This is a genomic window from Chlamydia sp. 16-02 (assembly GCF_042235055.1).
In the GTDB taxonomy this organism is placed as follows: Bacteria; Chlamydiota; Chlamydiia; order Chlamydiales; family Chlamydiaceae; genus Chlamydia.
Genome location: NZ_CP114172.1, coordinates 817,113 through 832,577 on the forward strand (window position 1 = coordinate 817,113; position 15,465 = coordinate 832,577).

The window sequence follows — 15,465 nt, forward strand, 5'->3', positions numbered from 1 at the left end:
TGATCTTCCATTAAGAACACTATTAGCAATAAAAAGAGAGATCAATGTTACATTTTCTAGAACAATTAAATAATTTTTGCATTTCCTTCTGTGTATTCCCCATGATTTTATTTCTTGGTGGGCTACTAACATGGAAACTTCGTGGTTTACAATTCACGGGATTAGGGCTTGGCTTTAAGCTCATGCTAAAAAATAAACAGGAGAGCCCGTCTACTGAAGACGGTAAGGTATCTCGTTATGAAGCTGTAGCGGGGATTCTTGCTGGAAATTTTGGTACAGGGAATATCGCGGGTATGGCCATTGCTATTGCTTGCGGGGGGCCAGGTGCTTTAGTTTGGATTTGGATAGCAGCTCTCCTAGGAGCGATCGTTCAATATTCGGGATCATTTTTAGGGATAAAATATCGTAAACTTCACGGGAAGTCAGGAGAATTTATCGGAGGTCCAACGGCATGTCTGGCCTATGGTATGGGGAGCAAGTTCCTTGCTGGTCTTTTCTGTCTATTCACAATTATCACAGCATTTTCAGCAGGGAATTTTGCACAAATTAATTGTATCGTTCCTCTTTGTGCTGAAAGTACACCCCTGAAGTTCTTGATAGGCTTTATTCTTGCTTTAACAATTCTTCCTGTGCTCGTGGGAGGAAATACGCGTATTCTTAGATTCTCAGCTAGAGTAATTCCTTTTATTGCCGGCTTCTACGCAATTTCTTGTCTTGTTATTCTTGCACAACACAGTTCTATGATTCTTCCTGCATTAAAACTGGTTGTTTCGTCTGCATTCGGAATAAAAGCTACTGTTGCAGGTTTGGGAGGTTATACAATAACTCAAGTGATCTCAACAGGAATGAGCCGCGCTATCATGGCAACTGATTGTGGTAGTGGTATGGTGTCAATTTTGCAATCTGACTCTCAAAGTAAAAATCCTGTGATTGATGGTTTGGTTACTCTCTTGCCACCCGTTATCGTTATGGTAGTCTGTTCGATTACAACTCTCGTACTTATTGTATCTGGAGCCTATGCTTCAGGACAAGAAGGAACGCTTATGGTGCTACATGCGTTTAAATCAAGTTTAGGATCTCTTGGAGGGCTTGTTGTTATTCTTGCGATGGCCTTATTTGGATATACAACAGCTTTGACTTGGTTTGCTTGCGCAGAAAAAAGTTTAGAATATATGATACCCGGGAAACGAGCTAATTCCTGGTTAAAGATTCTGTTTGTTGCAGTTATACCTTTCGGAGGAATTATAGACATGCGATTGATTTGGAGTCTTTCTGATACAGGGTTTGCGGGTATGGTAATTCTAAATTCTATAGCTTTGGTAGCTTTGTTTAAGGATGTATTATCTACAAATCGGGAAGTTGCCCTACTTAGACTGGAAGAAGATGCTAAATCCAATGTTTTGCAAAATCTAGATATCTAAACGGAGATGAATTATGCAATTACTCTCACCAGCATTTGACTACGGGAAACCAATTCCGAAAAAATATACATGTCAAGGCGTTAACATTTCTCCACCTCTAATATTTAAAGATGTTCCTGCAGAAGCAAAAAGCATAGCATTGATCATTGAAGATCCCGATGTGCCTAGAAGTCTACGAGCCGATGGTCTTTGGATTCACTGGGTGGTATATAACCTCTCTCCAACCATAACCGAACTAGCAGAGGGCGCAAGTATTTTTGCTGTTCAGGGATTGAATACTTCAGGAAAAGCTTGTTATGAAGGCCCTTGCCCACCAGATAGACAACATCGCTACTTTTTCTACTGCTATGCTTTAGATACTATCTTACCAGCAGAAGAAAACGTAACCAGAGATCAGCTTCTTGAAGTGATGGAAAATCACGTTGTAGACAGTGCAGAGTTAATGGGAACATACGAGAAGAGCTAAATATTTACTCTTCTTCAGGAACGAACTCTTCTCGTTTTTTCCTGTGTCTCCAATATAGCGGGCCGTAGTGATAACATAATTCCTCGCCCGCTTCAATTACTTGAATTGTTCTAATAACCACATGAAATAATCCATTTTGGAAAACACCTATGGCCTCCGCATTAGGTTTATCACTATGATTAATAAAACGAGTAAAGTTCCCTTGACGCCCGCTATCGATAGTGAAATAGCGCCATAATCCTAAAGATAGGGGATAGCGAAAACAATAATCGTTTTCATCCATCCAAATAGCCTGACGGCGACGAAGTATTCCAGTATATTCACCAATATATGTCCAAGCGGGGATTCTTTTTCGAGCAAAAACCCCATAACCAATATACGAATTTACCCAGCATACTGCTATAGGAGACATGGGAGGAGTGATTAGATCTTGTTTATGAAGTTCCCCAAGCCATTTGGCTAGTGGAGAAATGAAACGTTTTCTCTTAGCCTTATCACATAATTTTCGGACTTTTTCTTCTACTTTCCAATCTGTAAAAGTAAGAAAAGGAAGAAATTTGAAATTAAGTAGTTGCGAGGCTCTCTCCATACTATAGAGAGTGCTTTCTTCCCAGTTATGATCTAGAGAAATGTATAGAGTCTCGGATGAAGAGGATTCTAATTTCATGCGTTTACTAAAGATTTAAAATAAATAGGATCAGAAATTCCTTGACTCTTTGCAATTACAGGAAGAACTGATACGATGTTCTCTATAGCAGACGATACTTCGGACAGAGCTAATTGAGGAGTGTTGCATTCGCTAGAAAGATGAGCAAGATAGATTTTCTTAATTTTAGGAGTAAGAATTTTTTGTAATAGTTCTCCACACTCACGATTAGATATATGTCCTAGTTTACTGAGAACACGTTTTTTATAAATATCAGGACGCGTTGATTGCCGCACAAGTTCGGGATCATGGTTTGCTTCTATAAGCAAATAGTCGCAATCATAAAGTTCATGAATGATCCATGAGGTTGCCCAACCTAAGTCAGTACAAAAACCTAACTTTTCATCGTGATAATGGAAAATAAATCCTATAGGATCTATGGCATCGTGAGGAACGTTAAAAGTTTGAATTTTTAAATCATAGAAGGAAAATGTTGTTCCTGTAGAAAAAATCTTAAAATTAGGATGAACATCTAATAACTGACATAAACTGCGTGCGGTCTCAAGGTTGCAGATAATTGGCGTGTTGTATGTTTTTATAAAACTTTTAATTCCAGAAATATGATCAGAGTGCTCATGAGAAATAAAAATAGCCTGAATGTCTTCAGGATGGATATTCATAGATAATAGTTCATGCGTTACAAGCTGCTTACTAATACCTAAATCTATCAGAATTTTACAGGAGTCCGTTCCCAAATAGGTACAGTTCCCCTTCGAACCCGAGGCTAAAGGGAAAAAACCTTCCATAAACTTATCCTTCTTGCGGAGGTATTTGTATTAAGATTTGACGAGGCTTCGCACCTTCTGAAGGACCAATGATTCTCGCCTCTTCAAGTTGATCTATCAAACTAGCTGCTCTAGCATAGCCAATCTTAAGTTTTCTTTGTAAGAAAGTCGTAGAAGCATTTCCTGTTTGCAAAACAAGATTTTTTGCTTGGTTATATAGCGGATCTCTATCCGCTAAATCATCTCCAACAAAGTCTTCATAAGTATCAAATGAAGGAATAACGTATTTTGTAGGGAACCGAGAACATAGATCTTTTATAACTTTATTAATATCTTCATCGCAAATATAAGCTCCTTGAGCACGAACTGCTCCAAAGGAGGAAGGAGAAACAACTAACATGTCACCATTCCCCATCAGATTTTCTGCTCCAGGTTCATCTATAATGATTTGACTATTCACTTTATTAGCGACTTTAAATGCGATACGAGAAGGAAAGTTCGCTTTAATCAATCCTGTAATTACGTCGCGAGAAGGCCTTTGCGTGGCTAAGATTAAATGAATACCAACAGCTCGCGCCATTTGTGCTAAACGAATGATGGGTGTTTCTATATCCTGAGAAGAAGAAAGTAAGAGATCGGCAAGCTCATCGATGATACCAACAAGAAAAGGCATTTTTTCCGGAATTTCTTTGTCAAAAGAAGTTTCTACTTCAATATTGCGTTCACGAGCATTAAAAGCCTGAATATTTCGAAGACCCAGAAATCTTAAAATTTCATAACGGAGTTCCATTTCTTTCACGAGCCAAACTAGAGCGCTATGAGCATCACGAGATTCTGTGATCACAGGAGTTAGCATATGGGGTAGTTGAGAATATCCAGTGAGCTCTACTTTTTTCGGATCGACAATAACAAGTTTGATATCAGAAGGTAGTGTTGTCATAATCAGAGACATGACAATCGTATTGATACAAACGGATTTCCCTGATCCTGTTGTTCCCGCAATAATTAAATGAGGCATTGTTGCTAAGTCAGCCCAGAAATTATCGCCATTGGCTTTTTTCCCAAGTAAAAGAGGAACCTGTAGCTTATGATTTTGTTTTTGATAATCTTCTAATAAGTCGCGGAAATTTACTGGTTGTGGATAGGGATTAGGAATTTCAATGCCAACAGCAGCTTTACCGGGAATAGGAGCGATAATACGAATACTTGAAGCTTGCAAATTCAAAGCTATATCATTTTCTAAAGCTTTTATTTTTTGAACTTTTACACCTGTATGAGGCTGTACTTCAAATGCAGCTAGAGTAGGGCCGAAACAAATATTCCCAATATCAGCATCTATTCCAAAACTTTCTAAAGTTTGTTGTAAAAGCATGCCTTTTTTTTGAAGTTCTTCACGAAGAGATTCTGGTTTTGAATTATCGCTTTTGCTCAGCAGATGGTATTGAGGTAGCTCAGAATTCCCTCCTCCAAATGTTGATAAATCCATAGGGGGAGATTTTTCAACTCTCTTACTTGGTCGGGGTAGGGATTGAGGCAATACAGTAATCTTAGATTCTTTTTGAGCTGTATTTTGTGGTTTCGTGAATGTAGATAAAATACGTTTTTCAGGATGAGGAGCTAGAAAAAGAGTTGCTTTTTCTGAAGAATCTTGGGGAGTTATATGTGGATCATCAAATAGGTCTCCCTTTTCTATGGGCAGGGAAACAACTGGAGTCGGAAGTTTCCTTGCATCATTCCTTGCTATGGGAGCAGAAGGGACTTTGATTGAAGGTTTAGGGAGATAATTTTGCTTATTAGTTAGTCTTTTTAAAATGCTTTTGCAAATACGCCAACAGGCTTGAAATCTGTTTTTGAGGAATCTTTGCAGAATTTTTTTTTTAATTAGGACTATACCCCCACAGAGATAAAAAATAGAAAAGAACAGTATAAATGAAAAGATAAGACCGGTACCGACGGAACCAATCAAATGCTTCAAACAGAAAGATTGTCCAGCATAAAGAATATAGAAAGGAATACCTCCTAAGTAAGAAACAGGAGGATTAATTCCTAAAATAAATTTAGGAAGACGAGCGTCCAAAATATGGGGCAATACTTGTACAGGAGAGAACATCGATAGCAATATTGCCGAACAAATAGGGATACATGCAAATGCAAGGGCTTTACGATGTAAGATCTTTGAAGGTGTTTTTCTTATATTTAGAAAGGATAGCCATAAAAAATATGGTGGAATAAGAAAAGATGCTGCTCCGAAGCAATATAAAAGAAAGGAACTTAAAGACCATCCCAGCAATCCTATCCAATTTTGGGTGCAGGGCTGTGTATTATGAAAACTCCATAAGCTCAGACCTGAGAAACAAGCCAAAAACAAATAGATGCTCGCCCTAACCGCGAAGGGAATCGAAGGAAATAAGGCAGATTTAGATTTCTGTCGCTCTCTTACCATGAATAGACACAAGGTTTTTAGTAGAGTGAGAATTTATTCTAATACTTGGTTATAGCAAGAATCGCAAAAGAAACAAAGAAGATAAAGAAGGGCGAACGACGGGGCTTGAACCCGCGACCTTCGGAACCACAATCCGACGCTCTAACCAACTGAGCTACGTTCGCCACAAGCTATGAAAGCTAAGGAGAAATATTATCTCGACGATAATATTTATCCAAGACAAAAAGCCTATGATCTCAAACATAATTCGTTAGTTAAAGCTAATCGGGCTTACAAATAAGATAGCTACCTAAATCATTTTTCTTTCGTAAGACTCTAAATACTTCTTAAATTCTAGCAGAATAACCCTCTGTACATAGAAAAGGCCAGGCCCCTATTAATTAAGGGGAAGGCCTAAATGATATGTAACGATAGTTAGGGAATGAAAGAAAAGTATGAATTGCTTGTCGGAGTTAGACCTCTATACCTTAATAGGAAATTAGAATTTATAATCTTAGTCAGACTAGAATCAAAAAAAGATTAGATAATAAATTTGTTTTAAAGGATTTCTCAGGTTGTTTAGCGCGAGATAGAATTTTAATGGGTTTACATCGAGGTTAGGAAATCGATAAAATTAAGGTCGAAAAACAAAAAAATAAGAAACACGTTTTTTCTGGCTGTGATAGCATTGTGAGGGCATAAATGCAATTTATAGAATTTGCAGTTCTGAAAAAAGTGGAGCAAAATATGTTGCATAAATAAATACCGTTTATATAAGATATTGATTTCTTCTTCACCGCGAAAAGCGAAAGAAGGAAGAGTCTACACTTCGATGTGGATGCGCAAATGAGGGTTCGGCGTAGCCGATCTTCTCTTCTTAACAATGCAAATGAGATAGAATGCAAGCCAGTATAAAGAATGCTTGTTCGGATTTTTAAAATCCGTTAATTTTTAAGTTTATTTTTTCTGAGAATTTGATCTTGGTTCAGATTGAACGCTGGCGGCGTGGATGAGGCATGCAAGTCGAACGGAATAATGACTTCGGTTGTTATTTAGTGGCGGAAGGGTTAGTAATACATAGATAATCTGTCCTCAACTTGGGAATAACGGTTGGAAACGACCGCTAATACCGAATGTGGTATGTTTAGGCATCTAAAACATATTAAAGAAGGGGATCTTAGGACCTTTCGGTTAAGGAAGAGTCTATGGGATATCAGCTTGTTGGTGGGGTAATGGCCTACCAAGGCTTTGACGTCTAGGCGGATTGAGAGATTGACCGCCAACACTGGGACTGAGACACTGCCCAGACTTCTACGGAAGGCTGCAGTCGAGAATCTTTCGCAATGGACGAAAGTCTGACGAAGCGACGCCGCGTGTGTGATGAAGGCTCTAGGGTTGTAAAGCACTTTCGCTTGGGAATAAGAGAAATTGGCTAATATCCAATTGATTTGAGCGTACCAGGTAAAGAAGCACCGGCTAACTCCGTGCCAGCAGCTGCGGTAATACGGAGGGTGCTAGCGTTAATCGGATTTATTGGGCGTAAAGGGCGTGTAGGCGGAAAGGAAAGTTAGATGTTAAATCTTGGGGCTCAACCCCAAGCCAGCATCTAATACTATCTTTCTAGAGGGTAGATGGAGAAAAGGGAATTCCACGTGTAGCGGTGAAATGCGTAGATATGTGGAAGAACACCAGTGGCGAAGGCGCTTTTCTAATTTACACCTGACGCTAAGGCGCGAAAGCAAGGGGAGCAAACAGGATTAGATACCCTGGTAGTCCTTGCCGTAAACGATGCATACTTGATGTGGATAGTCTCAACCCTATCCGTGTCGTAGCTAACGCGTTAAGTATGCCGCCTGAGGAGTACACTCGCAAGGGTGAAACTCAAAAGAATTGACGGGGGCCCGCACAAGCAGTGGAGCATGTGGTTTAATTCGATGCAACGCGAAGAACCTTACCTGGGCTTGACATGTATTTGACCGCGGCAGAAATGTCGTTTTCCGCAAGGACAGATACACAGGTGCTGCATGGCTGTCGTCAGCTCGTGCCGTGAGGTGTTGGGTTAAGTCCCGCAACGAGCGCAACCCTTATCGTTAGTTGCCAACACTTAGGGTGGGAACTCTAACGAGACTGCCTGGGTTAACCAGGAGGAAGGCGAGGATGACGTCAGGTCAGCATGGCCCTTATGCCCAGGGCCACACACGTGCTACAATGGCCAGTACAGAAGGTAGCAATATCGCGAGATGGAGCAAATCCTCAAAGCTGGCCCCAGTTCGGATTGTAGTCTGCAACTCGACTACATGAAGTCGGAATTGCTAGTAATGGCGTGTCAGCTATAACGCCGTGAATACGTTCCCGGGCCTTGTACACACCGCCCGTCACATCATGGGAGTTGGTTTTGCCTTAAGTCGTTGACTCAACCTGCAAAGGAGAGAGGCGCCCAAGGTGAGGCTGATGACTGGGATGAAGTCGTAACAAGGTAGCCCTACCGGAAGGTGGGGCTGGATCACCTCCTTTTAAGGATAAGGATAACTGTCTTAGGACGGTTTGACTAGGTTGGGCAAGCATCTTTTGAAAACTTGTATTCTATTTCTTTTGCATTGTTAAGCGTTTGTTTTCAAAACATTCAGTTTACGATCAAGTATGTTATGTAAATAATATGGTAACAAGTAAATTCACATATAATAATAGACGTTTAAGAATATCTGTCTTTGGTGAAGTTAACTTGCATGGATCAATAATTTACAGACCAAGTTGTTAAGAGCTATTGGCGGATGCCTTGGCATTGACAGGCGATGAAGGATGCGTTTACCTGCAGTAATCTTCGGTGAGCTGGTATAAAGCTATGACCCGGAGGTATCCGAATGGGGCAACCCGGTAGATTAATCGTCTACCATTATATGCTGAATACATAGGCATATAAGGCGACACCTGCTGAACTGAAACATCTTAGTAAGCAGAGGAAAATAAATCAAAGAGATTCCCTAAGTAGCGGCGAGCGAAAGGGGAGAAGACCAAACCACATCATTGGTGTGGGGTTGTAGGGTCGATAACATGAGATCTTAAGTTTTAGTTGAATACTTCTGGAAAGTAGAACGATACAGGGTGATAGTCCCGTAAGCGAAAGAACAAGAGACTCTATTCGATACCTGAGTAGGGCTAGACACGTGAAACCTAGTCTGAATCTGGGGAGACCACTCTCCAAGTCTAAATACTAGTCAATGACCTATAGTGAACCAGTACTGTGAAGGAAAGGTGAAAAGAACCCTTGTTAAGGGAGTGAAATAGAACCTGAAACCAGTAGCTTATAAGCGGTCGGAGACCTATAGCTTCCTCGGAAGCGATGGTTGACGGCGTGCCTTTTGCATGATGAGCCAGGGAGTTAAGTTAAACGGCGAGGTTAAGGGATTTACATTCCGGAGCCGAAGCGAAAGCGAGTTTTAATAGAGCGTATAGTCGTTTGATTTAGACACGAAACCAAGTGAGCTATTTATGACCAGGTTGAAGCATGGGTAAGACCTTGTGGAGGACCGAACCAGTACATGTTGAAAAATGTTTGGATGAGTTGTGAATAGGGGTGAAAGGCCAATCAAACTTGGAGATATCTTGTTCTCTCCGAAATAACTTTAGGGTTAGCCTCGGATATTAAGCTTTTGGGGGTAGAGCACTGAATTCTAGCGGGGGCCTACCGGCTTACCAACGGAAATCAAACTCCGAATACCAAAAGCGAGTCCGGGAGATAGACAGCGGGGGCTAAGCTTCGTTGTCGAGAGGGGAACAGCCCAGACCGCCGATTAAGGTCCCAAATTTTATGCTAAGTGAGTAAGGAAGTGATGATTCTAAGACAGTTGGAATGTTGGCTTAGAGGCAGCAATCATTTAAAGAGTGCGTAACAGCTCACCAATCGAGAATCATCGCGCCAATAATAATCGGGGCTCAAGCATAAAACCGACATCGCGGGTGTATATTTTATATATACGCGGTAGGAGAGCGTAGTATTCAGCAGCGAAGGTATACCGTAAGGAGTACTGGAGCGGATACTAGTGAAGATCCATGGCATAAGTAACGATAAAGGAAGTGAAAATCTTCCTCGCCGTAAGCACAAGGTTTCCAGGGTCAAGCTCGTCTTCCCTGGGTTAGTCGGCCCCTAAGTCGAGGCACAAATGCGTAGACGATGGAGCAACAGGTTAAATATTCCTGTACCACCTAAAACTTTAGCAATGGAATGACGGAGTACGTTAAGCACGCGGACGATTGGAAATGTCCGTATCACAATGAGACTGGTTAGTAGGCAAATCCGCTAACATAAGGTTAGGTTGTGGTTAAGGGAAATCTTCGGAGGAACTGATAGTGTGGCGCAATGCTTTCAAGAAATAATTTCTAGCTGTTGATGGTGACCGTACCTAAACCGACACAGGTGTGCGAGATGAGTATTCTAAGGCGCGCGAGATAACTTTCGTTAAGGAACTCGGCAAATTATCCCCGTAACTTCGGAAGAAGGGGAGCCTTCTAGGGTGATTACCTTTACGGTATGAGCTCCGGGAGGCCGCAGAGAAATGGCCCAGGCGACTGTTTAACAAAAACACAGCACTATGCAAACCTCTAAGGGGAAGTATATGGTGTGACGCCTGCCCAATGCCAAAAGGTTAAAGGAATATGTCAGCCGCAAGGCAAAGCATTGAACCCAAGCCCTGGTGAATGGCCGCCGTAACTATAACGGTGCTAAGGTAGCGAAATTCCTTGTCGGGTAAGTTCCGACCTGCACGAATGGTGTAACGATCTGGGCACTGTCTCAACGAAAGACTCGGTGAAATTGTAGTAGCAGTGAAGATGCTGTTTACCCGCAAAAGGACGAAAAGACCCCGTGAACCTTTACTGTACTTTGGTATTGATTCTTGATTTGTTATGTGTAGCATAGCCAGGAGACTATGAACACTCTTCGTTAGGAGAGTGGGAGTCATCGTTGAAATACTGGTCTTAACAAGTTGGGAGTCTAACATAATTCCATGAATCTGGAATATGGACATTGCCAGACGGGCAGTTTTACTGGGGCGGTATCCTCCTAAAAAGTAACGGAGGAGCCCAAAGCTTATTTCATCGTGGTTGGCAATCACGAGTAGAGCGTAAAGGTATAAAATAGGTTGACTGTAAGACCTACAAGTCAAGCAGAGACGAAAGTCGGGCTTAGTGATCCGGCGGTGGAAAGTGGAATCGCCGTCGCTTAACGGATAAAAGGTACTCCGGGGATAACAGGCTGATCGCCACCAAGAGTTCATATCGACGTGGCGGTTTGGCACCTCGATGTCGGCTCATCGCATCCTGGGGCTGGAGAAGGTCCCAAGGGTTTGGCTGTTCGCCAATTAAAGCGGTACGCGAGCTGGGTTCAAAACGTCGTGAGACAGTTTGGTCTCTATCCTTTGTGGGCGCAGGATACTTGAAAGGAGCTGTTCCTAGTACGAGAGGACCGGAATGGACGAACCAATGGTGTGTCGGTTGTTTTGCCAAAAGCATAGCCGAGTAGCTACGTTCGGAAAGGATAAGCATTGAAAGCATCTAAATGCCAAGCCTCCCTTAAGATAAGGTATCCCTATGAGACTCCATATAGACTATGTGGTTGATAGGTTGGGTGTGTACGCACAGTAATGTGTTTAGCTAACCAATACTAATAAGTCCATTGACTTGGTTTTTATCATATAAAAAGCTCAATAGGCTTTTTTGTTGAAATAAATCGATCGATGTAAGTTGATACTAAAGACCCTCTTAAGCGTCTATTAGTATACGTGAATTGTTACGTTACAAGAATTTGCTTGGTGATAATGGAAAAAGGGACACACCTGACCCCATTCCGAACTCAGAAGTTAAGCCTTTTATCGCCGATGGTACTATACACAAGAGTATGGGAGAGTAGGTCGTTGCCAAGCTTTTAGTTATTTTGACTCGTAAACTGAGTTTTTTATAAGGAGAATAGAAATATTCTCCTTTTTTTTTGCCTGCATTCTTTTTGATGCTTGCAAAATAAATTCCTTTGGATATAATTTTCTCCCAAGTGAAGTGACTTACTTCACTCTTCTTAAGTTATTTAGTAATTTTGGTATCAATAATGCATAAGTACAAGCGCGCTTACAAGCGGTGCCTAATTGCCTAGGCAAATGTATTGAGATACTCCGTTATGGGTATTTCTAGATTCTCGTAGAGAGCTAGTCCCCAAAAGTTATTAAATAGTTTCATTGTTTTTCTTCCTTATTAACGGGCCTCAAACATACTGGACTCCGAATTTTGTTTCTCGGAGATTATAAAGTCATACTTTTTATTTATTTGACTGATTTTTGTTCAGATCTCATGGGGTTTTTTAATTTTTCATCCATGAGATAAACATGTAAGAACACCCGTTAATTTTTTATGTCTACCCCCATACGTAATTCTACTCCGGATAGATTCTCGGCATCTATTCCGCAATATTCTTTAGCAGATGAAGGAGCATCATTCTCAAATCGATCTAGTTTACTTAGTAACACTTCTTCCACTGATTCTGAATCTACTCTGGAATCTAATGCAACTGAATCCCTTCTACTCAGTGATATACAATCTATACAAGAGTCTATTGATACTGCGAACATTGCTGCAGAGAGCCCCGAGGCATCGTTAGTCTCCGTATCTATTAGTTCAGAACCAGATGCTAGCTATGAAGACTCTACATATTTATTTACCCATGGAGTGCCATCTTCTACAAATAGACACCAAGTGCCTATTTTTGACGCTATTTATGAAAGTTCTACAACATCACCTATCCCTGCACCTTTAGTCGGAGTAGGGTATACAAATGGCAGTCAGTCGGGATATTATGGAGCTCAAAATGAGGCTATGCATTTGAGCCAATTATTAGGAGGTAGAGAAGTTGTAGGAATCTATAATGATGGAAGTGGAAGGTTCTCATCATTTTTCTGTAGAAGAGATCCGAGTCAGATATCCCCAGTTTCTCAAGCTATCTTAGATACTTGGGAGGCTTTCTTTGCCTCTCATCCTGGAGGCAGTGTTTTTATTCATTATTTTTTTGGAAATGGTGCAGAACATGTTCAAGAAGCCCTTCAACGTACAAGACACGCTCGTAATATAGTTTTAGTAGGGATTTGTCCTTCACATTATCCTAATCACCCTCGGTCTTTTTATTTTAGAGTTCCCGGGGATTTCTTTTCCTGTATGGATGCCGAAGGATTTTCAAGATCTGGGGTAACAACGCTACCCTATTCTTCTGCAAGTTTAGGCTTTTTCTGGGTGAATTTTTATGATCCTGCTTTTAACAATGCAATTGTGAACACGTTTATGTTAACTGCAGGAATCGACGCTGTTACTACTAATGTTACTTCTGAATCTAGTGTGGTAGAGATTAGTGAATCATCGCCATTGAGTGGACATGATCAAGAAGAAAGTTTTGGAGTTGTGGGTTATAGTGTTCAAGGAGTTTCTATAACGCGGTCTTCTAGCCCCAATGTATTTGCTAGGATACAGACGTTAATCAATATGCCGGACTCCGATGTTCAGGCTGAAGAGATAGCCTTGCCTCCTCAAAACTTTCTTGATAGGGCTGCAGAAGTTGTTACTAATATCATGAGAGTTTCTGATGCAGTGTCTATTTTATGGATTTTCCCTATTGTTGATACCACTGTGAACGGCTCTTTATTAGCTGTAAGCATCCTCTTTTTTGGTATTGATGGCATTTGTAGTGTGTTTTTAATGCTAACAAATCCTCGTGCTAGAAGAGAAAGATACCGAAATATGCGTATAGCAGCTTTGTGTTTTCGTGCTTTTGGCCCCATTGTAAACCTATACGATGTCGTAAACAATATTCGGATGGCTGCGCGTTCTACTATTACACAATGTACAGTAGCTTTATATGGTTTAGTGACATTCTTTGGGTGGACTATGCTCGGTAGAGATCTGTTAGAATATACCGCTCCGGGACTTCGCGACGTCTTATTTAACCGATGCTTGAGATGGATTGGAAATAATGGAGATCAAAATAATGAACAAACAGAACCCCAAAATAGAGGAAGAGTGGGGGTTCGTCGTCAGAATGTTGATAGCCATTATAGAGTTATTGGAATTGTGAACACGACTGTGTTTGGAATTTTTCTAACTTTTTTATCAGCAATGACAACATTGGGAGGTTTAGAAGTTGCTCCTAGTTGTCGAGCAATAAATGGAACAAATGAAACCGGGCCTATTATTCCAACTGTATCGCCAAATAGTGCAAATTTTTTAGATGGATTTAAAAGTGGTCGTGCTTATGAAATAAGCCAGGCTGTACATATGACATTTAGTTTTCTCGCCATGATGATTTATATCATGTCATTAATTCGAATGTTAAGATCTAATAACCGATAAATATCTATGGCGAAAAAACACAAGGAGAAAGACTAGCTTCCGAAATCATCGAGAACTATAGAAGATCGCTCTACACCGTAGTTATCGAGTAATTTTAAAATACTACTGTTGTGTAGTGGCGGACCACATACATAATATAGATAATCTTCAGGATTACTCAATTTACTTAGCTGTCCAAGCTCAAAAGCTCGGAAGAGGAAATTTGTTTTTTCGGGATCATTCTTATCCCAACCTGAAGCGATATCTTCAGGAAGAGGTTCTGACAATACCAAATGATAATGGAAATTAGAAAAGTTCTTCTCTAATTTTTCGTACTCTTCTTGATAGATATTCTCTTTTAGAGAACGAGCTCCGTACCATAACGTAATGTCTCTTGTAGAGTGCTTGTCTAATAAGAGATCTAAAATATGACTTCTACCGAATGAAGAACCCGCACCACCGATTAAGAAAATCAGAGGACGATTGTTTTCTTTCATGAAAGATTCTCCATAAGGACCCGAAACAGTAATCTTGTCTCCAGGTTTTAATGAAAAAATATACGATGAGCATATTCCCCAAGGAATCTCTGGATTCGGAGCATTATTAATAAAAGGTGGTGTTGCAATACGAATATTGAATTTAATAACCGGAAGCTCTGCAGGATATGAGGCTAGAGAATACGCCTTATTTGCAGAATCTGATTCTAGGAGACTATTGTCTATAGTCCGATCAAATAAATTAAAATGTTCCCAATCACTATAGTATTCAGGAGCCATAGTTTGCTTCCAATCGGAAGTGTTGGTTTTATACGCGGGAACGCTAATTTGTAGATATCCCCCAGGTTTGAAGGGAATAGGATGTTCAGGACTAACGGATACAACGAGTTCTTTTATGAATGTTGCTACGTTATCATTAGAAACAACTGTACCTTCCCAAGAAGAAGCATTTAAATAACGTTCTTCTATTTCCAAACACATATCATGTTGAACTTTTGTTTGGCAGGAAAGACGCCAACCTTGTTCTAGCTGTTGTTTCGAAAAAGTAGCACGATCTGTTTCTAAAGGTTGATCAGCGTCTTTTACGATTTTTACTTTACACTGTTTACAAGTAGCCTTACCCCCACACGGAGAAGGTATAGGAATCCCCGAATCTAAAAGAGAAGATAGCAGAGTGCGACCGCTATCTACTGTTTTTGTAAGAGAGTCGTCATCATTAATTTTTAGCTTGCAAGGATGAATTTTAACTAGAAATTTGCGGGAAATAAGAATGATCCCAGAAAGTATCAAACCTATAACACAAAATACTAAACTAGCAATGCTGATAAAATATAGGCCTGAAAGCCAAGTCATGATCCTAAAAATCCTCGA

General features: G+C 40.5%; 7 protein-coding genes, 1 tRNA gene and 3 rRNA genes. 6 read left to right on the forward strand and 5 right to left on the reverse strand.

What is annotated here, in order from left to right; translation table 11 throughout:
• Positions 1-44 precede the first annotated feature (44 nt).
• Both O1W70_RS03570 and O1W70_RS03575 read left to right on the forward strand, forming a co-directional pair.
• The gene (locus tag O1W70_RS03570; protein ID WP_332380989.1) at positions 45-1,421 is read left to right on the forward strand and encodes a sodium:alanine symporter family protein; all 1,377 of its coding nucleotides are present in this window, start codon (positions 45-47) and stop codon (positions 1,419-1,421) included.
• A 13-nt stretch (positions 1,422-1,434) separates the two neighbouring features.
• A complete protein-coding gene (locus O1W70_RS03575; protein ID WP_213241680.1) occupies positions 1,435-1,887 on the forward strand; it encodes a YbhB/YbcL family Raf kinase inhibitor-like protein in 453 nt (150 codons plus the stop codon).
• 4 nt (positions 1,888-1,891) lie between these two features.
• Here the strand turns inward: O1W70_RS03575 and O1W70_RS03580 are convergent, their stop codons facing one another.
• The 4 genes from O1W70_RS03580 to O1W70_RS03595 form a co-directional block, all read right to left on the reverse strand.
• Complete coding sequence (locus O1W70_RS03580) at positions 1,892-2,554, reverse strand: SET domain-containing protein (RefSeq protein WP_332380991.1); 663 nt, start codon at positions 2,552-2,554, stop codon at positions 1,892-1,894.
• Positions 2,551-3,339, reverse strand: coding sequence for an MBL fold metallo-hydrolase (locus O1W70_RS03585; protein ID WP_332380993.1), 789 nt, complete (start codon positions 3,337-3,339; stop codon positions 2,551-2,553). The genes O1W70_RS03580 and O1W70_RS03585 overlap by 4 nt, the downstream gene beginning before the upstream one ends.
• Before the next feature lie 4 nt (positions 3,340-3,343).
• Positions 3,344-5,761, reverse strand: coding sequence for a DNA translocase FtsK (locus O1W70_RS03590; protein ID WP_332380995.1), 2,418 nt, complete (start codon positions 5,759-5,761; stop codon positions 3,344-3,346).
• A 90-nt stretch (positions 5,762-5,851) separates the two neighbouring features.
• A tRNA-His gene (locus tag O1W70_RS03595) sits at positions 5,852-5,925 on the reverse strand.
• 777 nt (positions 5,926-6,702) lie between these two features.
• Between O1W70_RS03595 and O1W70_RS03600 the strand changes: the two genes are divergently transcribed.
• From O1W70_RS03600 to O1W70_RS03615, 4 genes are all read left to right on the forward strand, one after another.
• Positions 6,703-8,254, forward strand: a 16S ribosomal RNA gene (locus O1W70_RS03600).
• Positions 8,255-8,484: 230 nt separating this feature from the next.
• Positions 8,485-11,424: ribosomal RNA gene (locus tag O1W70_RS03605) — 23S ribosomal RNA — on the forward strand.
• Positions 11,425-11,543: 119 nt separating this feature from the next.
• Positions 11,544-11,658: ribosomal RNA gene (gene rrf, locus O1W70_RS03610) — 5S ribosomal RNA — on the forward strand.
• Together the 16S, 23S and 5S rRNA genes form the textbook arrangement of a ribosomal RNA operon.
• Before the next feature lie 478 nt (positions 11,659-12,136).
• The gene (locus O1W70_RS03615; protein ID WP_332380997.1) at positions 12,137-14,119 is read left to right on the forward strand and encodes a DUF687 family protein; all 1,983 of its coding nucleotides are present in this window, start codon (positions 12,137-12,139) and stop codon (positions 14,117-14,119) included.
• 32 nt (positions 14,120-14,151) lie between these two features.
• On the opposite strand, the gene nqrF is transcribed toward O1W70_RS03615, so the two are convergent.
• Positions 14,152-15,447, reverse strand: a complete 1,296-nt coding sequence (gene nqrF / locus O1W70_RS03620; RefSeq protein ID WP_332380999.1) for an NADH:ubiquinone reductase (Na(+)-transporting) subunit F — start codon at positions 15,445-15,447, stop codon at positions 14,152-14,154.
• Positions 15,448-15,465 lie beyond the last annotated feature (18 nt).